The organism is Deltaproteobacteria bacterium (assembly GCA_016709225.1).
GTDB classification, from domain to species: domain Bacteria; phylum Myxococcota_A; class Polyangia; order Nannocystales; family Nannocystaceae; genus Xiheibacterium; species Xiheibacterium phototrophicum.
On record JADJEE010000002.1, the window covers coordinates 246,957 to 273,391 of the forward strand.

The 26,435-nt window shown below is 73.2% G+C and carries 18 protein-coding genes; 10 read left to right on the forward strand and 8 right to left on the reverse strand.

What is annotated here, in order from left to right; translation table 11 throughout:
* Positions 1-3 precede the first annotated feature (3 nt).
* From IPH07_15245 to IPH07_15255, 3 genes are all read right to left on the reverse strand, one after another.
* Positions 4-1,146 (reverse strand): hypothetical protein, encoded by a 1,143-nt coding sequence (locus tag IPH07_15245; GenBank protein ID MBK6918747.1) that lies wholly within the window; start codon positions 1,144-1,146, stop codon positions 4-6.
* Positions 1,143-1,868 (reverse strand): sigma-70 family RNA polymerase sigma factor, encoded by a 726-nt coding sequence (locus IPH07_15250; protein ID MBK6918748.1) that lies wholly within the window; start codon positions 1,866-1,868, stop codon positions 1,143-1,145. Before IPH07_15250 ends, IPH07_15245 begins: the two co-directional genes overlap by 4 nt.
* A 67-nt stretch (positions 1,869-1,935) precedes the next feature.
* Positions 1,936-3,036, reverse strand: a complete 1,101-nt coding sequence (locus tag IPH07_15255; protein ID MBK6918749.1) for a hypothetical protein — start codon at positions 3,034-3,036, stop codon at positions 1,936-1,938.
* Positions 3,037-3,250: 214 nt separating this feature from the next.
* Here IPH07_15255 and IPH07_15260 point away from each other — a divergent pair, with 214 nt between their 5' ends.
* From IPH07_15260 to IPH07_15275, 4 genes are all read left to right on the forward strand, one after another.
* On the forward strand, positions 3,251-4,894 hold the full coding sequence (locus IPH07_15260; GenBank protein MBK6918750.1) for a DUF1592 domain-containing protein: 1,644 nt from the start codon (positions 3,251-3,253) through the stop codon (positions 4,892-4,894).
* Positions 4,891-6,438, forward strand: coding sequence for a DUF1552 domain-containing protein (locus IPH07_15265; protein MBK6918751.1), 1,548 nt, complete (start codon positions 4,891-4,893; stop codon positions 6,436-6,438). The genes IPH07_15260 and IPH07_15265 overlap by 4 nt, the downstream gene beginning before the upstream one ends.
* A 126-nt stretch (positions 6,439-6,564) precedes the next feature.
* Entirely contained in the window at positions 6,565-7,767 is a 1,203-nt protein-coding gene (locus tag IPH07_15270; protein MBK6918752.1) for an aminotransferase class I/II-fold pyridoxal phosphate-dependent enzyme, read from the forward strand.
* 8 nt (positions 7,768-7,775) lie between these two features.
* On the forward strand, positions 7,776-8,534 hold the full coding sequence (locus IPH07_15275) for a carbon-nitrogen family hydrolase (GenBank protein ID MBK6918753.1): 759 nt from the start codon (positions 7,776-7,778) through the stop codon (positions 8,532-8,534).
* A gap of 389 nt (positions 8,535-8,923) precedes the next feature.
* On the opposite strand, the gene IPH07_15280 is transcribed toward IPH07_15275, so the two are convergent.
* Positions 8,924-9,868: a hypothetical protein gene (locus IPH07_15280; GenBank protein ID MBK6918754.1), complete on the reverse strand. Its 945-nt coding sequence runs from the start codon at positions 9,866-9,868 to the stop codon at positions 8,924-8,926.
* A gap of 96 nt (positions 9,869-9,964) precedes the next feature.
* Positions 9,965-12,826, reverse strand: coding sequence for a protein kinase (locus IPH07_15285; protein ID MBK6918755.1), 2,862 nt, complete (start codon positions 12,824-12,826; stop codon positions 9,965-9,967).
* A 146-nt stretch (positions 12,827-12,972) separates the two neighbouring features.
* On the opposite strand from IPH07_15285, the gene IPH07_15290 reads away from it, so the two are divergent.
* Positions 12,973-13,479 (forward strand): hypothetical protein, encoded by a 507-nt coding sequence (locus tag IPH07_15290; protein ID MBK6918756.1) that lies wholly within the window; start codon positions 12,973-12,975, stop codon positions 13,477-13,479.
* A 32-nt stretch (positions 13,480-13,511) separates the two neighbouring features.
* Here the strand turns inward: IPH07_15290 and IPH07_15295 are convergent, their stop codons facing one another.
* A complete protein-coding gene (locus tag IPH07_15295; protein ID MBK6918757.1) occupies positions 13,512-13,670 on the reverse strand; it encodes a hypothetical protein in 159 nt (52 codons plus the stop codon).
* Positions 13,671-13,694: 24 nt separating this feature from the next.
* Positions 13,695-14,312 (reverse strand): hypothetical protein, encoded by a 618-nt coding sequence (locus IPH07_15300; GenBank protein ID MBK6918758.1) that lies wholly within the window; start codon positions 14,310-14,312, stop codon positions 13,695-13,697.
* A 170-nt stretch (positions 14,313-14,482) separates the two neighbouring features.
* Here IPH07_15300 and IPH07_15305 point away from each other — a divergent pair, with 170 nt between their 5' ends.
* The 5 genes from IPH07_15305 (at position 14,483) to IPH07_15325 (ending at position 25,742) form a co-directional block, all read left to right on the forward strand.
* Entirely contained in the window at positions 14,483-15,376 is an 894-nt protein-coding gene (locus IPH07_15305; protein ID MBK6918759.1) for a hypothetical protein, read from the forward strand.
* Positions 15,377-15,531: 155 nt separating this feature from the next.
* Positions 15,532-15,933 (forward strand): hypothetical protein, encoded by a 402-nt coding sequence (locus IPH07_15310; protein ID MBK6918760.1) that lies wholly within the window; start codon positions 15,532-15,534, stop codon positions 15,931-15,933.
* A gap of 95 nt (positions 15,934-16,028) precedes the next feature.
* Entirely contained in the window at positions 16,029-16,601 is a 573-nt protein-coding gene (locus tag IPH07_15315) for a DUF2760 domain-containing protein (GenBank protein ID MBK6918761.1), read from the forward strand.
* A complete protein-coding gene (locus IPH07_15320; protein MBK6918762.1) occupies positions 16,598-18,373 on the forward strand; it encodes an Hsp70 family protein in 1,776 nt (591 codons plus the stop codon). The genes IPH07_15315 and IPH07_15320 overlap by 4 nt, the downstream gene beginning before the upstream one ends.
* Positions 18,374-18,440: 67 nt before the next feature.
* A complete protein-coding gene (locus IPH07_15325; protein MBK6918763.1) occupies positions 18,441-25,742 on the forward strand; it encodes a protein kinase in 7,302 nt (2,433 codons plus the stop codon).
* On the opposite strand, the gene IPH07_15330 is transcribed toward IPH07_15325, so the two are convergent.
* Entirely contained in the window at positions 25,724-26,434 is a 711-nt protein-coding gene (locus tag IPH07_15330; protein MBK6918764.1) for a hypothetical protein, read from the reverse strand. The two genes, IPH07_15325 and IPH07_15330, sit on opposite strands and share 19 nt — an antisense overlap.
* Position 26,435 lies beyond the last annotated feature (1 nt).

Consider the following 26,435-nt stretch of genomic DNA (forward strand, 5'->3'; position numbering starts at 1 on the left):
GCGTCAGCGACCGCGCATCGAGGCCGCCTCGTCGGCGTAGATCGTGCCCGGGTGCGCGGCGAGCAGCGCTTCGATCGCGGTGTCGCGCGCCGCCGCGCGTCCGAGCCCGTCGAGCGCACGCACGCGACCCCAACGCGCCTCCTCGGCCAGCGCACCCCCGCGCTCGAGGTAGCGACCGAAGGCGGTGAGCGCGGCCGCGAAACGACGGCGGCGCAGCTGCAGCTCACCGATCGACACGTTGGCGGCGTGGGCCTCGGCGGACTCGGGATGGGCCCGGCGCAGCGCCTCGTAGGCCGCGAGTGCGCGCGACGTGGCCTTGGCGTTGGCGAGGGCCCGCGCGGCCGCCAGCATCTCGCCCGCGCTCGCGACCGGTGCCACGCGGGTCGGCCGACGATCCGTCGGGGTCGGCGGCGGGACCTGCAGCTGCACCGGCGGCGTTGCAGCGCTCGACGCAGACGCCCGCGGCGCCTCCGCGAGCTGCGGTGCGAGCTCCGGCGGCGCGGCCGGGTCGGGCGTGGCCGCTGCGTTCGCGATCGCGACGCGCTCGCCGGCGGCCAACTCGGAGGCCAACGCGGAGGCCTCGTCGCCCCGCATCACCACGAGTCGGCCTTGCTCGACCCGGATCGCACCGCTGCGCAGCTCGATGCGCCCCGCCACCAAGCGCAGCTCGCTGCCTTCATCGACGCACGCGCGTGCGCGGGTCAGCTCGACGCAGGTGACCGTGGTCGCGCGCAGCCACTGCCCGTCGGGCACGGTGTCACCGACCGCGAGCGCATCGCCGGCGAGTTCGAACCCACCGCGCTCGATTCGCGCCGCCTCGCGCTCGGGGGCGAGCGCCGCCACGATCGCCCACGACAGCACCACGGCGGCCGCGATCGCGACCATCGCGACGGTCACCGCACGGACGCGTCGGCGCGCCGCCGCGGCCCGGAACCTCGCGAGCGTCAGCTGGGCGCGCTCGCGATCATCTGCCCGCACCGGCGCCGGCTGGGCCAGCTGCGCGAGTTCGTCGTAGAACCGCTGCTCGTCGGCGTGGGCCGGATCGTCGCCGTGGTCGCGCAGGAACGCGAGCGCCTCGTCGTCGAGCGCGTCGCCGACCGCCTCGGCGTCGGCCAGCTCGCACCAGCGCGCGTGCGGATCGCTCATGGTGATGCCCTCCTCCGCAAGCCGCTGGCGATCTCGTCGACCGCATCGTCGCGTCGCACCCACTTGCGCAGCGCCTTGCGGCCCTCGAGCAGGCGCGACTTCACGGTACCGATCGCGGCGCCGGTGAGATCGGCGATCTCCTCCACCGAGTGCCCCAGCACGTGGCGCAGCACCACCACCTCGCGCTGGATCGCCGGCAGTCGCCGCAGGTACTCGAGCACGGAGCCGGGCACGTGCGCGCCGGCGGCATCGATCGGTTGGGGCGCGACCAGATCCTCGATGTCGTCACCGTCGCGGCCGCGGGCGTGACGACGGTTCTGCTCGGCCAGCCGCAGACACGCGTTGGCGGCGACCCGGCGCGCCCATGCCTGCAGCGAGGCCTCGCCCCGCCAGCTCGCGAGCCCCTCGAGCACCCGCATGAGACCGATCTGCACCGCATCGTCGGCGTCGGCGCTGCGCCCGAGCAACGCGTGCGCAACCACCCGCAGCTGCGGCAGCAGACGCTCGACCAGCTGCGCCTGCGCGTCGGCGTCGCCCTTGCGCGCACGCTCGACCAGCGCGAGATCGGCGGCCAGCGTGTCGACGCGGACCGGTGCGATCGACGGGGGCTGCGGCGCGGCCATCCACGCGCGAGCATAGCTGCCGGCACCGACGATGGGCAGCCACGGCGGCGCACCGGCGGGGTACGGCGCGGCGATCCGCAGGTGAACGCACGTGCTCACGGCCGACTCGATACGCCGACGTGGGCACGGTGGCCGAAGAAATCTTCGCAGCCCACCCAAGGCCTCGTCAGAAGCCGATCGCCAGCCCGACCCGTGCGCGCGGACGCACCCGCCAGGGCACCAGCGCGACCTCACGGTCGTCGCCGGTGCACGACGGCGAGCCCTGCCCACAGCGCACGAAGCTCGGGCGCGTCAGCGCGACATCGAACCCCGGCGCCAGCTCGAGTCGCAGGCGTGGGATCAACACCACCGCGAGCGCGAGCTCGCCCGCGAGCTTGGCCGCGGGCTGCACGCCGCGACGTCCCTGGGCCGCGGCCCGCCACGCCAACAGCTCCAGCGCCGGGAACACCCGCGCCTCCAGCCGCAGCCGCGCACCCGCAGCCCCACCGACGGCGAGCATGGGTCCCAGGCCATGTCGCAGCACGCCCAGCGCAGTGGGCTCGCGCAGCGCTGCGCCGCCGACGAGCTCGTAGGCCAGTCCGATGCCGACGTTGCGATGGACGTCGTAGCGCAGGCCGATCGCGCCGCCGCTCTGCCACGGCACCCGACGTGCGAGGCCGAGCCCGAGGTAACCCAGCGACCACCACCACCGCGGTGCGCGTCGCGATGCGGTGGCGGGCGGAGCGATCGCGGTCGGTGGCCGCGGCGGCGCCACCGTCGGCGTCGCGGGTGCCGGCGGTGGATCGACGGTCGCCGGATCGACCGACTCCATCGCGACGTCGACCCCGCGCGACAACGCCAGCGAACCCGAGCGGACGATCAGCCACATGGCCTCGATGGCGGCCTCGACCGAGGCCGCGGCCTCGGGCACGCGGCGCCGCAGCAGCGCCTTGCGCCCGGGCACGTGCAGGTACACGCGCCACTGGTCGGGATCGCGGAGATCGAACCAGAAGACGCCGCGGGCGCCCTGCGCCTTCGCGGCACGGACCGCCTCCGCCATGCGACTCGACACCGTGTCGTCGCCGTCGGCCTCGAGCTCGACCAGCACGACCTGCGCGGCGGGCAGGTTGGCGCGCACCGAGGCGACCACGTCTTCGAGCCGACGATCGCCCGCGGCCGGCAGCAGCACCACCACGCGCGTGATCTCGTGGGCGCCAGGCGGCGGCTCGGGGATCACCGCCGGCGGCTGCACGCCGACGACCAGCGAAGCGACGAGCAGCGGCCACAAGGCGGCCCGAGCTTATCCGCAGCGGTCGCACGGTGTCACGCGCTGCGACGTGGATCGATAGCGCGCAGGGCAACTGCCGCGAGCGTGTGGCCGCCCCCGAACCATGGCGGCGGCGAGTGGCTCGCGAAAAAAATCCCGGCCGAATCGCCGCGCCACCGCGTCGTGGTGCTCCGTGACGGCCCGCTCGATCCGAACCGCAACGATCGCGTCGCTGATGGCCGCCGCCCCGGCCTGCTACCACGGCGTCGGCGCGGGCGGGGCGGCCAGCGGTGACGAAGACGGCGGCGGCACCGGCGAGGCCGCAGGCGATGGCGGCAGCGACAGCGGTGGTGACGACGTGGGCCCGGGCGCCTGCGGGCCCGCGGCGCTCGACATGCGTCGCCTGACCGAGCTGCAGTACCGGCGCACGATCGACGCGATCTTCGACGGTCGCGTCGCCGCCAGCCCCCAGTACCCCGCACCGACCGGCAAGACCCCGACCGGGTACTCGACCGAGCTGGGTGCCATCGAGGTCGGCGAGCACGACGTCGAGCAGCTGGTCTACGCCGCCGAGGACGTCGCCGAGGGCGTGGCGGCCGTACTCGGCGAGCTGCTGCCCTGCGCGCTCGAGGCCGGCGCGGGGGTCGAGTGCGCCGGCGCATTCCTCGATCGCTATGGCCGTCGCGCCTATCGACGCACGCTCGGCGCCGACGAGCGCGCGCAGCTGCTGGCGGCCTTCGACGCGGCGAGGGCCGACGACGCCAGCTTCACCGACGCGGTGGCGCTGATGGTCGACGAGATGCTGCAGGCACCGCAGTTCCTCTACATCGTCGAGGACGCGGCCGCGGTCGCGCGGCCACTCACCGGCGTGGAGCTGGCCAGTCGGCTGTCGTACTTGCTGTGGGACGCCGGCCCCGACGACGAGCTGCTCGATCTCGCCGAGTCGGGTGCGCTCGACGACGCCGCCACGGTGACGGCGCAGGCCGAGCGCCTGCTCGCTGCGCCCCAGGCCGATACCACCATCGCGCGGGCGTTCCGCGAGTGGATGCAGGTCCGCAGCCTGTCGGCCGCCGACAAGTCGAGCGCGACGTTCCCCGAGTTCGACGCCACGCTGGCAGCGGCGATGAACGCGGCCTTCGATCGTCTCGCGCTCGCGACCGTGCGCGACGGCGGCACGCTCGACGATCTGCTGCGCACCGGCGAGGCCTGGGTCGATCCCACGATGGCCGCGTTCTACGGCGTGACGCCGCCGGACGCCGACGGCTGGGCCGCGATCGAGCTCGACGACGCGCGCTACCGCGGCCTGCTCACCCAGCCGGCGCTGCTGGCCTCGCTCGCCCACAGCGATCGCACCTCGCCGGTGTTCCGCGGCGCGTTCGTCCGACGCAAGCTGCTGTGCGAGATGCTGCCGCCGCCGCCGCCCAACGCGGTCAGCACCCACCTCGAGCTCCCGCCCGACCCGACCGCACGGCAGGAGTCCGACGCTCGGCTCGCCCGCGGCGACTGTGCCGGCTGCCATGCGCTCATCGACCCCGCAGGCCTGGCGTTCGAGCGATTCGACGCGCTGGGTCGCTACCGCGACACCGACGAGCTCGGCCGCGCGATCGACCCCGCGGGCACGCTGCCCGGACTCGCCGACGGCGAGCTCGCGTTCGCCGATCACGTCGAGCTCATCGACGCACTCGCGGGCGAGCCCGGGCTCACCAGCTGCTTCGCCCGACAGCTGTTCCGCTTCTCGCTGTCGCGCATGGAGACCGAGGCCGACGCCTGCACCATCGCCACCATCGAGGACGCGCTCGCGCAATCCGGTGGCCAGCTCGACACCGCATTGCTCGCCATCATCGGCGCCGACACCTACCGCCAGCGAGAGGCCCCATGAGCGGACGCCCCCACAGCTTCGATCGACGTCGCTTCCTCTTCGGTGCCGGTGGCGCGATGCTGGCGCTGCCGCTGCTCGAGTCGCTGCGACCGCGGCTCGCCCGCGGCGCCGGCGATGCGCCGCCCAAGCGGCTGCTGGTGGTCGTGCACGAGCAGGGACGCCTGGTCGGCAACGGGGCGCCCGACGACTGGTGGTCGCCGCGCGCGACCACCGGGGCCCTGCCCGCGACCGGCACCGCCCCCTCGGCGATGCTCGCCGCGCTCGCGTCCATCCGCGACGAGATCGTCACCGTCGATGGTGTCGACAACCTCGTGCGGCACGCCAGCAACATGCAAGACGGCCACATCCCGGCGCTGGTCAGCGCGCTGACCTGCATGCCGCAGTTCGAGCAGCAGTGGCGCTCGACCGGCCCGTCGATCGACTACGTCGCGGGCCTGCGTCTGCGCGCGAGCGCGGCGATGCGCGCGTCGATCGTGCTGCCGGCGAGCGCGACCCCGTATGCCGACTACGGCTACTCGCCGATCCAGTTCTACGGGCCCGACGGCACCGACGGCACCGTGATGAGCGGCAACCCCGGCGAGGCGGTGGCGCAGATCTTCGGGCCCCCGGTCGCAGACCCGATGCCGGTGCCGCAGCCACCGACGCTGCGCGAGCGCATGGCCGCGCGGCGCGTCGACCTGCTGTCGGGCGTGAGCCAGCAGCTCGCGAGCCTGCGCGCCCGGGTGAGCAGCCGCGATCGCGAGCGGCTCGACCGGCACGCCGCGTTCATCGAGGGCACCCAGGCCTTGCTGGGCGGCGGTGGTCCCTCGCAGCCGACCACCACGTGCACGCGCCCGGACGAGTCGGTGATGCCGACGGTGGTGCCGGTCGACTACGAGCAGTGGACGCAGACCGGCAACCTGCCCGAGTGGAGTCGCGGCCGCAGCGACGCGCTCACGTGGCCGTTCCAGCTCGAGAACGCGGTGCAGGCACTCGCGTGCGACGTCGTGCGGGTGGCCGCGATCGGCTTCCACAGCGATCCCGCGTGGAGCTCCGAGTTCACGCAGTCGCCGTTCGAGGGCGACGGCGCGCTGCACAACTTCGTGCACGGCCTGCAGGACTCGAGCAACGATCCCCAGGGTGCGGGCGACGTCGCGACCGGCTTCCAGAGCTACGCGCGCAAGTTCAGCGAGCTCGTGACGCGGCTGGCCGAGATCGAGGACCTCGACGGCTCGCGACTGCTCGACAACACGCTGGTGGTGTGGGTGAGCGAGATGGGCTACGGCTCCGATCACCAGGCGTGGAACGTGCCGGTGGTGCTGGCGGGTATGCGCAGCGCGTTCCCCAAGGGCCAGGGGCGTCACGTGGTCCAGCCCGGACGCACGATGGGCGATCTATGGGCCCACGTGCTGCGCATGCTCGGCGGCGACGACACCGAGTTCGGCGCCACCGGCACGCTCGGCGAGCTCGCGGCCGCCTACGGCGTCGGTGATCTCGTGCTCGGCGCGGGTCGGCCCGGCCTCGGCGCGAGCACGCCGCTGCACGCCGGCCCGCTGGACCTCTGACGAACGGACGCGCGTCGTGCCGCGCCCGTGCAGCTCCCGAGGTCGCTGGCGAGGGTGATGTCGCCTGTGCCATGCTCGGCCGCCCGCGCGCGGGTCACCACGCGCGCGTCGACGAAAGGCCCCGGCATGAGCAGCGCCCGACTGCCCCACCTGACCGCGAAGCTGCAGGGATTCGGCACCACCATCTTCGCCGAGATGACGGCGCTCGCGCAGCGTCACGGCGCGGTCAACCTCGGCCAGGGCTTCCCGGACTTCGACGGGCCCGAGTTCGTCAAGCGCGCCGCGATCGCGGCCATCGAGGGCGGCAAGAACCAATACGCGCGGAGCCACGGCATCCCCGAGCTCAACCTCGCGATCGCCGAGCACCAGAAGCGGTTCTACGATCTCGCCTACGATCCCGAGGCCGAGATCACGGTCATGCACGGCGCCACCGAGGTGATCGCGTCGACCATGCTCGCGCTGCTCGATGTCGGCGACGAGGTGGTGCTGTTCGAGCCCTTCTACGACAGCTATCTCGCGACCATCGCGCTGGCCGGCGCGACGCCCAAGGTCGTGACCTTGCGCGCCCCCGGCTTCGACTTCGATCCCGCCGCGCTGGCGGCCGCGATCACGCCCCGCACCAAGCTGCTCGTGCTCAACTCGCCGCACAACCCCAGCGGCAAGGTGTTCTCGCCCGCCGAACTCGAGGTCGTCGCGCAGCTGTGCATCGCGCACGATCTCATCGCGGTCACCGACGAGGTCTACGAGCACCTGGTGTTCGATGGGCGCCACGTGCCGCTGGCGAGCCTGCCGGGCATGCGCGAGCGCACCATCGTGATCTCCTCGACCGGCAAGACCTTCTCGTTCACCGGCTGGAAGATCGGCTGGGCCTGCGCACCAGCGCCGTTCACCCGCGCGCTGCGGGCGTGCCACCAGTTCGTGACCTTCTGCAACGGCACGCCGTTCCAGTACGCGATGGCGCAGGCGCTCGCGACCGGTGACGAGTTCTACGACGGTTTCGTGCGCGAGTATCGAGCGCGCCGCGATCGACTCTGCGACGGGCTCGCCAGCGTCGGCCTCGAGCCGCTGGTGCCCGCCGGCACCTACTTCGTGTGCACCGACATCCGCCCGCTCGGATTCGACGACGACATGGCGCTGTGTCGCGGGCTGCCCGAGCACGTCGGCGTGGCCGCGATCCCCAACTCCGCCTTCTACCTCGACAAGGCCGCCGGTCGCCACCTGGTGCGGTGGGCGTTCTGCAAGACCGACGCGGTGCTCGACGCCGGCATCGCGCGGCTGCGCGACAACCTGCGCAAGAACCTCGCACGCCTGCACGGAGCACGCACATGAGCAGCTCGATCCGCGTCGCTGGCATCCAGCTCGACACCGTGTGGGAGCGCCCGAGCGAGAGCTTCGCCCGGGCGCGGCCATGGATCGCCGCGGCTGCGGCCGCCGGCGCGAAGCTGGTGGTACTACCCGAGATGTTCGCGTGTGGCTTCTCGATGGCGACCGACCGCGTGGCCGAGCCGGTCGACGGCGACAGCGTCGCGTTCCTGCGCGAGCAGGCCCGCAGCCACGGCGTGTGGATCTGCGGCAGCGTGCCCGAGCGCACCGACGCAGATCCGCGACCGTTCAACACCCTGGTGCTGTGCGGACCGAGCGGCGAGACCCACCGCTACCGCAAGATCCATCCGTTCACCTTCGGCGGCGAGCACCAGCACTACGCCCCCGGCACGCAGTTTCTCACGGTGCCGATCGAGGGCGTGCGCTGCACCTTCTTCATCTGCTACGACCTCCGCTTCGCCGACGAGTTCTGGCGCTGCGCGACCGCCACGGATTGCTTCGTGGTGGTGGCGAGCTGGCCGGCACGGCGACGTCACCACTGGACCGCGTTGCTGCAGGCGCGCGCGATCGAGAACCAGACCTACGTGGTGGGCGTGAACCGCGTGGGCCAAGGCGGCGACCTCGACTACAGCGGTGACAGCCGCATCGTCGATCCGTGGGGCGAGCTCGTCACGACTGCCGCCGTGCACGAGACCATGATGCTCGCCGACATCGACGCGGCCGTGGTCGCCGACGCGCGCGCGCGCTTCCCCGTACTCGCCGATCGCCGCTAAAGCGACCGCGCGGCGGCGGTGCTCGCCGGTCGACGATGTCGCGATGGATGTCGCGCACACCGGCGGCCGCGCCCTCGGGACGACGAAGGTGACGCGACGCCCACGAGTCCGTCGGGGGCGCCGCGTCGCGCGAATGACGGCGCACGGACCGTCTCCCGGCCCGCGATCCTGCCGCGTTGGGAACACCCTCCGCGCGGCGCGTCCGACCGGACGACCGCGGCCCGCGAGCGGACCCGCCCACGCGCCTGTCGGGGCGCGCGGGCGACGGGGTTCACGACACCATGAGTGTGTCCAAGCGGCCAACCGATCCCGATGGGCGCCACTTTTTCCGTCTGCCCCTGCGTCGTGGATCGCGCAGCCCCGCCGGGCCCGCGTGCGTGGCCACGCGACTACCAGACCTTCGACCACAACACGGCGGCGGGCTGGCCCTCGAAATTCTCGGTCTTGCACGGCGGCAGCGGCCCGTCGTCGCAGACCACCTCCCACGGCTGCACGCGTCGGGGCACATTCAGACAGATCGCGCCCTGCTTTCCCCAGAACGCCTCGGTCTTGCGCGACGGGTCGGCAAAGCCGTTGAGACCAAACACGTCGGAGAGCTGCAGTGGGGTGCCGGCGGCGGTATAGGACTGGCCGTTCCCGCAGTAGTCCGCGCGCACGGCACGGGACGCAATCTGGTGGGTGGTTGGATTGGTCGACCACGGGCTGTAGCCCCACACCGCCGCCTTGCCGACGGCCGCCGCCGCGCATGCGAAGTAGATGGTGTCGGGCCGCACCATGTGCGTACCCGTGTCCTTGTCGACGTCCAGATCGTCGAACAACACCGCAGAGTACTCGCCGGTGTCGTCATCCTTGGGGCAGGTGTAGAACTTCGGCGCGTCGACACCGAGGCTGCTGGCGCTGGCGATGAAGGTGTAGCGCGCGGCGTCGGGGTCGGGGTGGAACGAGATGATCTGCATCGACTCGTGACTCCCGTCCTGCTCGAGCTCGATGATCCACAGCGAGCCGATGAACTCGTCCGCCGAGAGGATGACGCCCCAGTCGTCCTGCCCGTAGAGCACGCCGTCCTCGACGTGGACGCCGTGCAGCTTGCGCGACGCGATCCCGAGATCGCCAGCCGCATAGACCTCGAGCAGGCGCCAGCCGTCGTGGAACTCGCCGACCATGTCCATCGCGGCCACGGGCACCCCGTTGACCCCGTGGCTGTTGAGCAGCGGCGGCCCCCACTTGCAGTTCGCGCAGGGTCGGAACTCGATCTCGCCAGGATCCCAGGCGTCGTCGACGACACAGGCGGCCAGCAGGAGTGCGGTGAGGGCGAGGGCGCGGCGTGTGATCATTGTCGGTCGCTTCCGGGGAGCGGTTCTCGCGAGGCGAGTGCCGAGCACGGTGGACCCCGGTCGACCACGTTCGATCAGTGCCCTCGTCGAATTTCGTCATCGACCCTCTCGAGCCGGAGCGGGATCGCGCGACAGCCCCGCGAGCACTGCAGAGACCTCGAGACGGCGCGGATCCCCCGCGCCCCATGACGCGGTGAGGACCTCGGCCGCCGCGTGCACCCGGGCCGCTCGCGCGCCGGCGTCGGCCGCCGGCGAGCCGACCGCGTCCCAGAACTCGTACCACGCGAGATCCGCAGGCGACATCGCCGGGATCGCCCGCGCCAGCTCGAGCGCACGCACGAAGCACGGCTCGGCCTGCCCGCGCGCGCCAGCGTCGCGCAGCAGCCGTGCCAGTCGCAGCCACGCCTCCGCGAGGTACGGATGCTCGCGACCGAGCCCGGCCTCGAGCTGCGCGACCGCGTCACGCCCGATCGCCTCGGCCTCGCCGAGCTGGCCGCGCTGGGCCAGCACCTCGGCGCGCGCGAGCCGGGCGTCGGTGAGCATGGGGTGCGTGCTGCCGACCTCTGCGATCGCCAGCCGCAGCGCCTCGTCGATGTCACGCAGCGCGTCGTCGAGCCGACGCTCGCGGCCAGCCAGCTCACCCAGCGCCACCAGCACGTAGTAGCGCGGCAACGCAGCCGCACCGAGGGTCTCGCGGTAGATCGCATCGTCGAGCACGAGCTCGGCGCGAGCCTCCCCGTCGAGGTGGAGATCGAGCAGCGCACTGGCCAGCACGCTGCCGATCATCGCGCGCTGCGGGTGACGCGGGCCGAGTGCCACCTCGGTCACGCGGACGGCCTCGCGCAGGCTCTCGAGCGCGGCGGCGAAGTCACCGAGGTCGCGCTCGAAACGGCCGAGGTTCGCCAGCGTCAGCGCGATGTCGGGGTGATCGGGCCCCGCGAAGCGCCGGCGAGCCGCGAGCGCCTCGCGGGCGAGCGCGCGCGCCTGCGCCGGATCACCGGCACGGCTGTACACCGCCGCCGCGTTGTGCAGGAACAGCCCCAGCAGCACGTCGTCGTGGGTGCGATCGACCAACGCGCGCGCCCACGGCAGCTCGACCAACGCATCCGCCGGCCGCCCCAACAGCTCGCTGCGCACGAAGATTCGCCGCGCGGCCGCCTCGCCCGCGACCGCGTCGTCGCCCGCCGCCACCGCGCCCCACGCCGCGCGCCCGAGATCGTCGTCGGCCTCGGTCGCCTGTCCGGCGATGAGCTCGCCGCTGCCGCGACGCAGCAGCGCCTGCGCCACCAGCGGTGGGTAGCCCAGGCGCTCGGCCTCGACCAGCACGCCATCGGCCGCCGACACGCTGGTCGCCACGCGACCTGCGTCCTCCACCGCGCGCGCGCGCGCGAGCGACTCGGAGAGTGCGGCGACCTCGTCGACGATTGCGGCATCGGGCGGCGCGATCTCGGCGAGCAACGCGTCGGCGTCGTCGCAGCGCGCGAGCGCGGGCAGGCCCGCGACCGCTGTCACGGCCTTCTCGACCGTGGTCGCGTCGGCGCGCTCGAACACCTCCACGAGCGCATCGAGGGCGGTGCGACCCCGCGACAGACACGCGACCCCGCGATCGTGCAGCAGCTCCGACACCGCGCCCTCGTGCAACGCTTGGCACGCGTGCTCGCGGGCCTCGACCCACGCCTGTGCGTAGGCGTCGAGCGCCGGCTCGACGCGCGCCCACGTCGCTTCACCGTGGCTCGCCCCCGCCCGCAGCGCCGCGCCCACCCGCGCACGACGCTCGTCGTCCCAGGCGCCGTGCAGCTCGCTGCGCCCGTCGGGACAGGGCTCGGCCGCCGCCATGCGTGCGATGCCGAAGCCGCCCGCGACCACGACCGCCGCAGCCAGGCCGGCAAGCAGCCACCGTCGACGGCGCGCGCTGGGGTCGGCACCGAGCGCATCGAGCAGCGCGACCATCGACGGATGCCGACGCTCTGGTGCGCGCGCGAGCCCCTGCATGACCGCGCGCCGCACCCACGTGGGCACGTCGGTGTCGCGCGGCGGCGGCTCGGGCGTGCCGTCGCAGACCGCAGCCACCAGCCCCGCGAGGCTGCGCGCCGCGAACGGCGGAGCGCCGAACAGGCCGCCGTAGAGCGCGACGCAGAAGCTGAACTGATCGCTGGCCGCGCTCGCGCCCTCGCCGAGGTGCTGCTCGGGGGCCATGAACGCGGGTGTGCCCGCGATCATGCCGGGTCGGGTGAGCGGGGCGGTCTGCGCGACGTTCGTGGCGGACGAGACGGGTCGTGGGTGCTCGTCGTCGGCGCGGTCCTCGGTCGCGCGTGCGAGTCCGAAGTCGAGGATCTTGATCTGGCCGTCGTCGCCGACCATCACGTTGCTGGGCTTGAAGTCGCGGTGCACGAGGCCGGCGGCGTGGGCCGCCGCGAGCCCGCGTCCGGCCTGCACGAACACCTCGAGCACCGCCCGCCACGGGCGCGGCTGCTGCGACAGCCACGCGTCGAGGCTGACGCCGCGCACGAACTCCATCGCGATGAAGACCTGATCGTCGGCCACGCCGACCTCGTGCACCGCGACGATGTTCGGGTGCGAGAGCCGAGCCATGGCCTGCGCCTCGCGACGCATGCGTTCGCGACCCTGCGTGCCCGCGGCGGCGCTCGACAGCATCACCTTCACCGCGATGCGCCGGTCGAGTTCCTCGTCGAACGCGGAGAACACCGCACCCATGCCGCCCTGACCGAGCCGACCGAGGATCGGGAAGCGACCGATGCGAACCGGATCGGCCTCGATCTGGAACAGCTGCGACCGCAGCTTCGCGCGCGCATGCTCGCGCTCCAGGTCATGACCCACGGGCCCGAACTCGAGCTCCGGCGGGCTCCACGAAGCGTCGACCGCGTCCACGGTGGTGGCCACACCCGCGACGGCGTCGGCGGCCGGGGGGCGGCCCTGCGGCGCGGGGGGATCGCCCATGGCGGTGGCCATCGTACCGCAACTGGGCGCGTGGCCCGGCGAGGCGGCGGAGCCCCCGCGGCCGGCCCATCGCGGGACCCCACCCGCGCCACGGGCGTCCGCCATCGGCTACAGCCCGCCCCACGCAGGCCGAAAGCGGGCCTGCAATGTCCAGCCGCACCCGCCTCGTCTCCTTCGTCCTCGGCCTCGCCTCGCTGACGAGCTGCGCGCGCGTCTTCGATCGCCCCGTCGCCGCCGACGAGCTCGACGCGTGCGCCGCGGGCGGGTCCGCGGGCGGCATGCATCGCGCGAGCGCGTGCCCCGAGAGCTGCGATCGCTGCGAGGCCGGCGTCTGTCGCATCGACTGCGGCCCGGGCTCGAGCTGCGAGTCCGACGCGATCGTGTGTCCGCCGGGCATGGACTGCACGGTCGCCTGCGAGGGCGATCGCGCGTGCACGAGCGCCTCGATCGCGGGACCCGAGGGCTACGCGCTCGCGGTCGCCTGCGACGGCCGCTCGGCCTGCGCCGGCACCTCGGTCGCCGCGGGGCTCGACGTCGAGCTGCACTGCGAAGGCGCCTCGGCCTGCGACGCGACGAACCTGCGCTGCGGCAGCGGCAACTGCGACTGGACCTGTGCCAGCGCCGGCTCGTGCGACGCGCTGGTGGTCCGCTGACGGGGGCGGACCGCGACGACCGACCGCCGCGATCACGGCGCGGTGGCTCCGACGAGCGCGAGCGTCTTTGCCCGCAGCCGAGGGTTCGAGGTGAGCGCTGCGGTTGCGAGGATCGCCGCAGCGATCTCGGGCGCGGGCGCGTCGACGAAGCGCAGGCGCGTGAGCAGCAGGGCCCGGTGTTCACGCGACACCTCGACGATCGGACTCGGCGGCCTTCAGTGCGCGTTGGCCAGCGACGGATCCTCGCCGTCGAGCTGCGGCAGCAGCATCACGAAGGCCCAGTCCTGGACCCCGGAATCGTCGAACAGCAGGTAGCGACGGTGGTCACCATGCTCGAGGAGGATGGCGAACGACGCGTCGTCGATCGCGGCGGCGTCGTCGCAGAGGGTGAACTGATCCTCGTAGTCCTCGTCGACCAGGAACTGCGCGAGCGCATCGGCGCGGACGCTGGGGTCATCGCACGCGACGCGCAGGTGCGGCGCGTCGCTGCAAGCGGTGGCGCCGAGCTTGCGGAAGATCGTGCGCAGCCACGGGCCGCCGAGATCGAAGCCTCCGCCCCAGAAGAAGACCATGCGATCGACCCGCAGCACGTGAGCCTCGTCGTCGAACATGCCCTTCAGCAGGAACCGCGTCTCGCGACTGCGCGTCCACGGCACCTCGTGGCGCTCGCCGAACGCGACCAGCGGCGGCGGCACGGCATCCTCGGACCAGGGATGCTCGGCCTCGGCCTCGTAGCGCACGTACGCGGACTTCAGCGCGACCAGCTCGGCCTCGACGCGCTCGGCGTCGGCGATCGATCCGCACTCGGCCGCCTGCATCACGACGTGACTCATCGACCGGCCATCGTAGCGGCGGCGCGAAGGGCGTGACAACCGAGCCTGTCGGTCGCGACGCGGATCGATCGAGCCCTGAATCCAACATACGCCATCTATGAAACTTGCATTGCTACCCGTGACTCCGTAGCCTGTTGCTCGTGATGCAAGGGCACATACGAATCGCCGGGATGTTCGGGTTCCTCGGGGCGCTCGCATGCGGGCCGTCGCCGGGCTCGGGGTCCGGCGACGGCGGCTCGGGTGAGGGCGGCCCGACGACGACGACGACGGCGACGGGCAGCGCGAGTGCGTCGGAGAGCGGCGGACCGGGCAGCTCGACGACCGCGAACGCGGACGGCTCGGGTAGCGGCGAGGCGTCCGACGACGGCAGCGGATACCTGCTGGTCCCCGATCACGGACCGAGCGCCTGCGTGACCCTGTCGCTCTGCGATCTCTGGGCGCAGGACTGCAACGTCGGCGAGAAGTGTGTGCCGTGGGTCGCCGACGGCAGTGGCGATCCCGAGTCGTCGTGTCTTTCGACGCGCTGCTCGACGGTCGCGCCGGATCCGGTCGCGCCGGGCGGGACGTGCACGGTGCAGGACGGGCCGTGGAGCGGCTTCGACGATTGCGAGGTTGGCTCGTACTGCTGGGGCGTCGATCCGGTCACGCTCGAGGGCACGTGCGCCGCGGTGTGCGGCGGCAACGAGGCGAACCCGCTGTGCGGCGACGGTGAGGTGTGCTTCCAAGGCTTCAGCGGCATCGTCGTCGCGTGCGCGCCGACCTGCGATCCGCTCGCCCCCACGTGCGACGCGGGCTCGGCCTGCGTGATGACGGACGGCGCACCGCCGGCCTGTCTGCCGGCCGAGTTCGCCGCGCCTGCCGAGCAGAGCGCACCGTGCGATCATCGACTCGGCTGCACGGGCGGCTTCGTGTGCATGGCCGCCGACGCCGTCGCTGGGTGTGCGGATCCGGCGAGCTGCTGCACCGCGGTGTGTGATGTCGACGCGCCCGCGTGCGCAGCCCAGACGCCGGTGTGCACGCCGCTCGTGGGCGTGCGTGGGGCCGGAGCGTGCACCGTGGAGTGACGCGCCGCGCGTGACGACGCGGGCTGCGGCGCCGTCGTCCGAGCGCGACCTCGATCCGTCCGGCCCGCGGCGGCGGGGCGCTCTGGCGCCGGGGCGGCGGGCGATCACGGGCCGCGTTCGCGTCGGCCGCGAGAATGCGGCACCCTACGGGCACGATGACGCGCCAGCGCATGATGGGCGCCCTGCTGATCGCGATCGGCCTGCTCGCGCTGATGTTCGCGCTGGGGCTGTTCGATCCCTGGCTCGCGCGGCTCGAGGCGTCGCCGCGCGTGCGGCAGCTGCCGATCATCTGGATCGTGTGCGCGGCGTTGTTGGTGCTCGCGGGGCTGTCGCGGCTGCGCACCGGCGTGCGACGCGAGTCACCGGAGGCCGACTTGGTCGAGCTCGCGGCGCGCGTGCGCGAGCGCCCGCTGCCGTTCACGGTGTGCGTGCGATGCGGCGCCTTCGCCGATGCGAGCGCGACCGCGGGCTGCCCGAGCTGCGGCGCCCGCGTGGACCACCACCGCGTCGACGACGAGACCGACCGCGCGACGGTGCTGGCGGCGATCGGCGCGTAGACGGCCCGCGAGCCGGTGCCCGCGGCCGGCCGAGCCGACCGACGCACCCTCGGTCCGTCGCCGGCAAAAGTGCGCTATCAACTCAGCCGATCGCGATGAACGACGTGGAACCGATCGGATTTCTCGCGCGCCTGTGGCTGGCCTTCGTGCTGCCGTGGCGCGTGCTCTTCGACGGCAGCTTCGCGGCGCGCGTGCGCGGCCTGGACCGCGCCGACGCACTGCCACCGGCACCGGCACCCGCACCCGTGCAGGTGAAGGAGGCCGAGGTCGTGCGCGGCCCCGATGCCACCGCGGCGCTGCAGCTGCTCGCCGCGCTGCAGCGCGAGGGTCGCTTCGTCGACTTCCTCGAGGAGGACATCTCGGGCCTGCGTGATGCCGACATCGGCGCGGCCGCACGGGTGGTCCACGACGGCTGCAAGCGCGCGCTCGCGGGCATCGTCGAGATCGCGCCGGTGCGCAGCGAAGACGAGGGCGCCGCGATCGAGCTGCCGCCCGGCTACGACGCTGCGCGCGTGCGCGTGACCGGCAACGTGGTCGGTGCGCCCCCATTCAAGGGCACGCTCGCGCACCACGGCTGGTGGGCAAAGGCGGTCACCCTGCCGAGCGCCACCGCAGGTCATGACGCGCGGGTCATCGCGCCTGCGGAAGTCGAGCTGTCGGCGTCATGAGCGACGACGTCCTCGCGATCGGCATCGACCTCGGCACCACCAACTGCGCGCTGGCCTGGGCGACCGGCGACGGCCCGCCGCAGGCGCTGCCGATCCCCCAAGTGGTCGCGGCTGGCGAGCTCGCGGCCCAGCCGCTGCTGCCGTCGTTCCTGTTCGTGCCCGCACCCGAGCAGTTCGCCGCCGGTGCGCTCGCGCTGCCGTGGTACCCGCAGGCACGCGACGTGGTCGGCAGCTTCGCACGCAGCCAAGGCGCGACCACACCCGCACGGCTGGTCGCGTCGGCGAAGAGCTGGCTGTCCCACGCCGGTGTCGATCGACAGGGCGAGATCCTGCCGTGGCAAGCCCCCGACGAGGTGCCCAAGTGCTCGCCGGTGCAGGCCGCCGCGCGCTACCTCGGTCACCTGCGCGCGGCGTGGGAGCAGGCCCACCCCGACACGCCGCTCGAGGAGCAGGACGTGGTGCTCACGGTGCCGGCCTCGTTCGACGCGGTCGCGCGCGAGCTCACCGTGCAGGCCGCGATGCTGGCCGGCTTCGAGGCCCCGACCCTGCTCGAGGAGCCGCAGGCGGCGATGTACGACTGGCTCGCGCAGCACGGCGACGGCTGGCGCACGCAGCTCGCCGTCGGCGACGTGGTCTTGGTGGTCGACATCGGCGGTGGCACCACCGACTTCTCGCTGATCGCCGTGCGCGAGGACGACGGCGTGCTCGCGCTCGAGCGCATCGCAGTCGGTGATCACATCCTGCTGGGCGGCGACAACATCGATCTCGCGCTGGCCCACGCCGTGCGGGCCCAGCTCGAGCAGGACGGCACCGCGATCGACGAGTGGCAGATGCGCGCGCTGACCCACGCCTGTCGTGGCGCCAAGGAATCGCTGCTCGGCGATCCTGCGCTGCGCGAGGCCGAGATCGCGATCGCTGGCCGCGGCAGTCGGCTCATCGGCAACACCGTGCGCGCGACCGTGACACGCGCGCAGATCGACGCGATCGTGCTGGAGGGCTTCCTGCCCCTGGTCGACGCCACCGCGAGGCCGCAGGTGCCACGGCGCGTGGGTCTGCAGACCGTCGGCCTGCCCTACCCCAGCGACGCCGCGATCACGCGCCACCTCGCGGCGTTCCTCGCCCGCGGCGCGACCGCGAGCGAGGGCAGCTTCGTGCACCCGACCGCGATCCTCTTCAACGGCGGCGTCACGCGGGCGTCGACCGTGCGCGCGCGCATCGTCGAGGTGCTCACGGCGTGGTTGTCCGCTGCCGGCGCGCCCGCGCCGAAGGTGCTCGCCGGCACCGATGCCGACCTCGCGGTCTGCCGTGGTGCCGCCCACTACGCGCAGGTGCGTCGCCACGGCGGCGTGCGCATCAAAGGTGGCACCGTGCAGAGCTACTACGTCGGCATCGAGCGCGTCGAGCTGGCGGTGCCCGGCGTGCCGCCGCGCATCGACGCGGTCTGCGTGGCGCCGTTCGGCATGGAGGAGGGCAGCGCATGCGAGCTGCCGCAGCTGTTCGCGCTGGTGGTCGGCGAGGAGGTCACCTTCCGCTTCTTCGGCTCCTCGATCCGCAAAGACGATCGCGTCGGCGCGGTGGTGCCCCCGGGCGAGCTGGTCGAGCTGTCGCCCATCGAGACCACGCTGCCCGCCGCCGAGGACGCCCCCGAGGAGATCGTGCAGGTCCGCCTGCAGACCCGCGTGACCGAGGTCGGCACGCTCGATCTCGCCGCGGTCGAGCACGGCGGCGCAGCGCGGCGGTGGCGGCTCAGCTTCGACGTGCGCGGCAGCTGACGCCGCTTTCGCGCGCCGGCCTTTGAGGGCCGCACGTGACCCGTGCTACTGCTTGGCGCGGACGGACGTGGACGACGCGACGACCCCCACTGCCACCCACGCGGTCGGCATCGATCTCGGCACCACCCACTGCGCGCTGGCGTACGCCCGACTCGACCGGCCGCACGTGCGGCTGATGGCGATCCCACAGTTGGTCGCCCCCGGTGAGCTGGCCGCAGCACCGCTGCTGCCCTCCTTCCTCTACCTGCCGGCGTCCGAGGAGCTCACCGCGGCCGATCGCGCGCTGCCGTGGGCGCAGCCCGACGTCGTCGTCGGCGAGGCCGCACGCCGCTTGGGCGCCAAGGTCCCCGCGCGCCTGGTGGCCTCGGCGAAGAGCTGGGTGTGCCACGGCGGCGTCGATCGTCGCGCGCCGATCCTGCCGTGGAACGCCCCCGAGTCGCTGCCCCACGTCTCGCCGTACGCGGCGCAGGTCGAGTACCTCGCCCACTTGCGCGCGGCGTGGGATCACGAGCACGAAGGCGCGCCGCTCGAGCGGCAAGACGTGGTGGTGACGGTGCCAGCGTCGTTCGACGAGGGCGCGCGAGAGCTCACCGCCGCGGCCGCGCGCGAGGCCGGACTCGGTGAGGTGCGCCTGCTCGAAGAGCCACAGGCCGCCTTCTACGACTGGCTCGGCGCGCACGAGCACGACGTCGACGCGCAGCTGGGCGACGCCAAGCTAATCCTCGTGATCGACGTCGGCGGCGGCACCACCGACCTCACGCTGCTGCGCGTGCGCGACCGCGACGACGAAGGCGCCCGCATCGAGCGCATCGCGGTCGGTGGCCACCTCATGCTCGGCGGCGACAACATGGATGCCGCGCTCGCGATGTTCGCCCTCGGCAAGGCCGGGCTCGAGCGCCCCGAGGACGCGACCACGTGGTCGGCGTTGGTGCAGTCGGCCCGCGTCGCGAAGGAGCGCCTGCTCGGCGCCGAGCCGCCCGCGCAGGCGACCCTCACCATGCCCAGCCGCGGCTCGCGTCTGGTCGCCGGCAGCAAGTCGATCACGGTCGAGCGCGACGAGGCCGTCGCGGTGCTGCTCGACGGCTTCGTGCCGCGCAGCGATCGCGACCAGCAGGCCGCGCGGGTCGGCCGCGCCGGCCTCACGACGCTGGGCCTGCCGTTCACCAGCGACACCGCGATCGTGCGGCACGTGCACCTTCTTGCGCCGTCACGCCGCCGCGGCCGCGGCCGCCGGTGCCCACGTCGACGGCGGACTGCCGCGCCCCGATCGCGTGCTGCTCAACGGCGGCGTCTTCAACGCGCCCGCGCTGGTGCAGCGCCTGTGCGAAGTGCTGTCGAGCTGGTGGGGCGCCGAGCCGGTCACGCTGCTCGAGCACACCTCGCTGGATCTCGCGGTCGCCCATGGTGCGGTGCGCTCGATCCTCGCGCGCCGCGGTCTCGGGCAAGCCATCGGTGGCGGCACCGCCCGCGCCTACTACATCGGCGTCGACGGCCGCGACGGCAAGCAGGCGCTGTGCGTGGCCCCACGCGCGATGGAGCCCGGCGGCAACGCTGCGGTGCCCGATCGGACCTTCGAGCTGGTGCTCGATCGCCCGGTCGCGTTCCCGCTGTTCGGCTACACCGGCGATCGCGTCGACGCCCCCGGCACCGTGGTCGCGCTCGACGACGAGCTCGAGCCGCTGCCGGCGCTCACCACCGTGCTGCGCGACCCCACCGCCGGTGCGGCTCACCGCAGCGTGCCGGTCACGCTGCGCACGAGCATCGGCGACACCGGTGCGCTCGAGATCGATCTCGTCACCGTCACGCTGCCGCCGCGACGCTGGCGACTGGACTTCGCGCTGCATCGCCCGGCGCCGAGCGCCGACGAGACCTCGGTCGCGACGACGGCCAACGACGCACCGGTGGCACCGCAGGTGCCCCAGGCCCGCGAACGGCTCGAGCGCGCGCTGCAGGGCAACGACGCCGCTGCGCCAAAGCAGTTGCGCGGCGCGATCGAGGCCCTGCTCGGTCCCCGCGGTACGTGGTCGGCGGCGACCTGCCGCGCGCTCGCCGATCGCTGCCTCGAGCTGGCCCCGACCCGCGAACGCAGCGAGGCCCACGAGCTCAACTGGATGCGCGTCCTGGGCTGGTGTCTCCGCCCGGGCTTCGGCATGGACGGCGACGACGCGCGCATCGATCGCATGCTGCCGTGGTTCGACGAAGGTCCGCACCATCGCAGCAAGGCCAACTGGGCCGAGTGGTGGATCCTGTGGCGTCGCATCGCCGCGGGGCTGTCGAGCGCGAGGCAGCGCGCGGCGTTCGACGTGCTGCGCCCGTGGTTGCTGCGCGACGCCGACGCGGCGCCACCTCCAGGGCCGCACAAGCACGGGCCCATCGAGATGCTGCAGCTCGCGGCCACGCTCGATCGCATCGCGGCGGTCGACAAGGTCGCACTCGGCGAGCGCCTGCTGCAGCGCGCCGACAAGCTCGGCTCGTACTGGCCGCTCGGCCGCGTGGGCGCCCGCGTGCCGCTGTCGAGCGAGACCGGCGGCGACGGCGAGGACATCCAGGTCGTCGATCCTGCGGTCGCGCAGATGTGGGTGCAGCGACTGCTCGCACTCGATCTCGCGACCGCCGAAGGTGCGACGTTCGCGTTGGCCTCGATCGCGCGCTGCACGGGCGATGCGCGTCGCGATCTGCCTGCACCGCTGCGGGCCGAGGTCGCCGAGCGGCTCGTGAAGTCGAAGGTGCCCGCGGCGTGGATCGAGCTGGTCCTGCGTGGTGCAGTGCTGTCCGAGGGCGACCGCGGACGGATGTTCGGCGACAGCCTGCCGGTGGGCCTGCGGCTGTCGTAGTCGCGCCCCCGCGAGCGCGCTACGCCGGTCGACCGAACATCCGCGTGCACGCCAGCGCGTGCACGCCAGCGGGTGCACGGGACCGCGGGCCATGGGATGATGGCGCGGCCGTGGAACTGACCGGACGTCTCACCCGGCTCGACGTCTCCGACGATGGCGGTGACGCTGACGCGCCCGGCCCCGAGATCCCAGCGTCGATCGGCCGCTTCGAGGTGCGCCGCAAGCTCGGCGAGGGCGGCATGGGCGTGGTGTTCGCGGCCTACGACGCCGAGCTCGACCGCGAGGTCGCGATCAAGCTGCTGCGCGCCCGCGGGGCCGATGCTGCGCCGGCACGCGCGCGTCTGCTGCGAGAGGCCCGCGCGATGGCGAAGCTCTCGCATCCCAACGTCATCACCATCTACGACGTCGGCACGCTCGACGAGCACGTCTTCATCGCGATGGAGCTGGTGCAGGGTCTGAACCTTCGTCGATGGCTGCGGCATCGCCCGCGCACCTGGCGGGGCGTGCTCGAGCGCTTCGCCGACGCCGGCGCCGGCCTCGCTGCCGCCCACGCCGCGGGCATCATCCACCGCGACTTCAAGCCCGACAACGTCTTGGTCGGCGACGACGGCCGCGTGCGCGTGCTCGACTTCGGGCTCGCGCGCCGCATCGACGTCGACGCCGAGCTCACCCCCGACAGCCCGCAGCTGGCGTCGCCCGACGACATCGAGCGCTTGACCCTGAGCGGCGCGGTGATGGGCACGCCGGCGTACATGGCCCCCGAGCAGTGGCGCGGCCTCGCGATCGATCACCGCACCGATCAGTTCGCGTTCTGCGTGGCGCTGTGGGAGGCGCTGTTCGGGCAGCGCCCCTTCGGTGGCACCGGCGCGGCCGCCATCGCCACGCGGGTGATGAGCGGCGACCTACGTCGTCCGCCCGAGGATCGCCAGGTGCCCGGCTGGCTGGTGCGCGTGCTCAAGCGCGGGCTGAGCGTGCTGCCGGAGCAACGCTTCGCATCGATGGGCGAGCTGCTCGACGTGCTGTCGCGTCTGGGTCGCGAGCGGGCGCAGCTCGAGATCTCCGACCCGGTCGGCCCCACCGGCCCCCTGTTCGCACGGCGCTATGAGCTGCGCGACGAGCCTGGGCGTCGGGGGCCGAGCATCGCGCGTGATCGCCTGACGCGACGGCTGGTGGCACTGCACCGCTTCGCCTCCGACGACCACGACGACGACCAACGCGAGCGCCTGCGGACCCTGGCGGGCCTGCGACACCCCAACCTCGTGCAGGTGCTCGACCACGGGCGCGAGGGCGACGAGGGCTACCTCGCGTGCGAGCACGCCGACGCGGCGGTCGACTGGCCCGGCGCAGGCACCGATCGTCCCCATGCGATCGCGGTCTCGATGGTGGCGCAGCTGCTGCGCGCGGTCGAGTCACTCCACCGCCGCGACCTCGTGCACGGCGCGCTGTCACCGACCGCCGTCGACGTGCTCGACACACAGGTGAAGCTCCGCGACCTCGTACCGTGCCTGGGCGGTGAGACGCCCACACGAAACGCTGGCTACCTCGCGCCCGAGGTGCTGCTCGGCGAGCAGCGCACGCCGCAGTGCGATCTATACGGCGTCGGCATGCTCGCGCTCGAGCTCTTCACCGGCCAGCGGCCGCACGAGGCCGACGATCCCGGCAGCGTGGTCGACGAGACCCTCGCCGGGCGGGACCTCCAGCTCGGCGCGCTCGAGCCCGAGCTGGCCACGTGGCTGCGGCGGATGCTGCAACCCGACCCAGCGCTGCGGTTCGGCTCCGCCGAGCTGGCCCTGCGTGCGCTCGTGCAGACCACCCGCGGTACGCTCGCGCTCGAGACGGTCGAGACCCGCGAGTCCGCGCTGCAGACCGTCGGCTTCGCCGGGCGCGACGCCGAGTGGACCGCGCTGGTGCACGCGCTGCGTCGCAGCTGCGATGGCGCCGGCGAGACCTGGCTGGTGGGGGGCGAGAGTGGCGTCGGCAAGTCGCGTCTGCTCGACGAGCTGCGCGCCGAGGCCATCGCCCGCGGCGCTCTGGTCGTACGCGGGCAGGCCCGCGCCGACGGCGGTCGCCCACACGAGGTCTGGCGCGAGCTGTTCCGCGTGCTCGCGCTGTGCGGCGCCGACGAGGTCGCGGCCTCGGTGCTGGCACCGGTGGTGCCCGACATCGATCAGCTACGCGGACGCACCCACAAGCACGCGCCCGAGCTCGACGCCCAGAGCAATCAGCAGCGGCTGTTGCGGGCGGTGGTGTGGTCGTTGCGGGCGATGCAGACCCCGTTGGTGGTGCTGCTCGACGACGTGCAGTGGGCCGGCAGCGAAGCCATCGATCTGCTCGATCACTTGACGCCGCAGCTGGCCTCGCTGCCAGTGCTCGTCATCGCCAGCTACCGCAACGACGAGGCCGAGTCGCTGCCGGGACAGGTCGCGGGCGCCAAGGTCATGTCACTGCAGCCGCTCGGCGCCGCAGCGATCGAACAGCTCGCGCGCAGCGTGACCGGCGGCCGGCGCGACGAGCTGGTGCGCTTGCTGCAGCGCGAGAGCGAGGGCAACCCGCTGCTCGCCGTCGAGGTGGTGCGATTCCTCGCCGAGGAGGCCGGCACGCTGACCGCGATCGCCGACATGCCGCTGCCCGAGGTGGTCGACGCCGGCGGCGTGCGTCGGATGATGCGGCGACGGATCGAGCGCGTGGCCCCGTGGGCGCGGCCGCTCCTCGAGCTCGCCGCCGTCGCAGGGCGGGCGCTCGATCTCGGGCTGCTCGCACGACTGGAGCCGACCGCGGACCTCGATCGCTTCGTCGCCCACGTCACCGCCGCCACGGTGATCGACGTCGGCAGCGAGGGTCCGCGCTTCCGCCACGACAAGCTGCGCGAGTACGTGCTGTCGGAGCTCTCGGACGAGCGTCGACGCGTCCTGCACCGCCGCGTCGGCGAGGCCCTGCGGGCGCGCCACGGCGACGATCCCGGCCACGCGCCGGCGCTGGCCCACCACTTCCGCGAGGCCGGCGACCTCGCGGCCGAGGCCCACTTCTCCGGCCTCGCCGGCGAGCTCGCGCTCGACAACGGTGCCCACCGCGATGCCGCACGTCTGCTCGCGCGCGCGCTCGAGCTCCACGGCCACGGCAGCTCGGATCGTCTGCAGCTCATGCGCTGGCATCGCATGCTCGGCGAGGCCCACTACGTGCTCGGCGATCTATCGCGCGCGGTCGCGGGACTCGGCGCCGCCGTCGAGACGTACGGCCGACGGGTGCCGAGCAGCCGCCTGGGCTGGAGCTGGCTGTTGCTGCGGCTGTCGCTGCTGCAGCTGTTGCTGCTGGCGTGGCCCGGTCGGCTGGTCGCGCGCAGCCCCAGCCGCCGCGCCGCGATGGACGAGGCCGCCCGCGCGGCCGGTCGCCTCGCCAACCTCTCGACCTACAGCGGCGACGTGCTGCGGATCTTCGCGTGGAGCCTGCTCGCCGCCAACCTCTCGGAGCGCGCCGGTCGACCCGGCGCCTACGCGCTGGCGGTGATGGGCTACTCGGCCTCGTACATGGGCATGCCGAAGCTCGCCGATCGCTACTTCGCGCGGGCGAGCGCGGCCGCCGTCGAGCGCGACGACGCCATCGCGCTGGTCGAGGCGCTGCAGATGGAGTGCTCCTATCGCCTCGGCGGCGGCGACCTGGGCCGCTGCCGCGCGCTGGTGGAGGACGGCTACGCGGCGGCGGAACGCGCCGGATACCAGCTCGGCCTCGCGCTCGCCGAGGGCTTCCACGGCCAGTGCGAGTACTACCTCGGCAACTTCCAAACCATGCTCGCGCACTACTGCCGCGCCAGCGAGCTGCTGACGCTGCACTCACCCGAGCACGAGCACTCGTTCGCGTGCGGGCAGGCCCATGCGCTGGCCATGATGGGTCGCGCGCCCGAGGCCAGCGCGCTGCTCGACACCACCGCGGCGCGCAGCGGCGCGCAGTACCTGCTGGGTGAGGCCTTCGTGCTCGCGGCGCGATGCTTCATCGCGACGGTCGCGGCCGAGCCGGCCGCGGCGCTCGAGGCCGCGGTCGCGACACGACGCTACGTGCAGGCGCGGCGCATCGCGATCCCACCGCCGTGCGGGCAGGTGCTGGTGGGACCCGCCGAGGCGTTGGTGGTCGCGGCGCGGGGGCTCGGCACGCCCGAGGTCTGGTCCGAGGCCCGCGGCCACCTGGCGCAGATGACGGCCTGGGCGCGCAAGCACCCGGTCGGAGAGGCACCGGCGTTGCTGTTCGGGGCTCGGCTCGCGGCCATCGAGGGCGACGTCACCGCAGCGACCTCGGGACTCGAGCAGGCGCTGGTGGCCGCGAAGCGCCACGCGCTGCGCTTCTGTCAGGCGCAGGCCGAGCTCGAGCTCGGGCTGCTCCGCGGTCCCCACAGTGAGGCTGGCCGCGGCCACCTCGAGCGCGCGCGCGAGCTGTGCGATCGCTGCGGCGCGGGCCACCACGCCGCGCTCGCACGCGCGCGACTCGACGCCGCTGCGCTCGATCCACCGGCCGAGCTCGACCCCGATCACGTCACGCGGGGGTGACGGCGGTTGGCGATCGTCACCAACGCGATGTAGGCGCAATCGAAGCCGAAGATCGCGGCCGATAGGAAGGTCAGGAAGCCGAGCCCGCCGAGCTCGGGGTCGATGAGGCGCACGACCACGTGGCACTCGATCGAGGTGCCCAGCGTGCCGAGCATCTTGAACCACGCGCCGGTGGTCGACAGGCCGCGCGGGTCGTCCCACCGCTCGAGCGCCATGACCACGAACAGCACGCTCATCACCAGGTTGATCATGAACGCCGCGACCAAGCCCAGGCGATCGGGATAGTCGAGCGCGAACGTGTACTGCCCGACGAAGCCGAGCACGAACACCAGCGCGAACGCGGCGATGTAGTGCCGCCGCACCAGCTCGAGCCGCTGCAGCGGGGGGCCGTAGCGCAGCGTCTGTGCGACGATCACCACGTCGACCAGCAGCCAGATGCGATCGAACGCGTGCCACAGCGCGACCGGATTGGGCAGGAACAGCGACGCCAGCAGCTCCCACGAGAAGTTCAAGCCGACCGCGGTCATCGGCAGGCCGTTGGCGCGGTCGCGTCGCGAGCGGCGGATGATCGCGACGTAGGCGATGACCCAGCACACGCAGCCCAGGGCGCCGACCACGTTGAACCACGCCCACAGGTCGAACGCGATCGGGTCGACGCCGGCGAACGACTCGTTGGCGTACAGCGGGTGCACG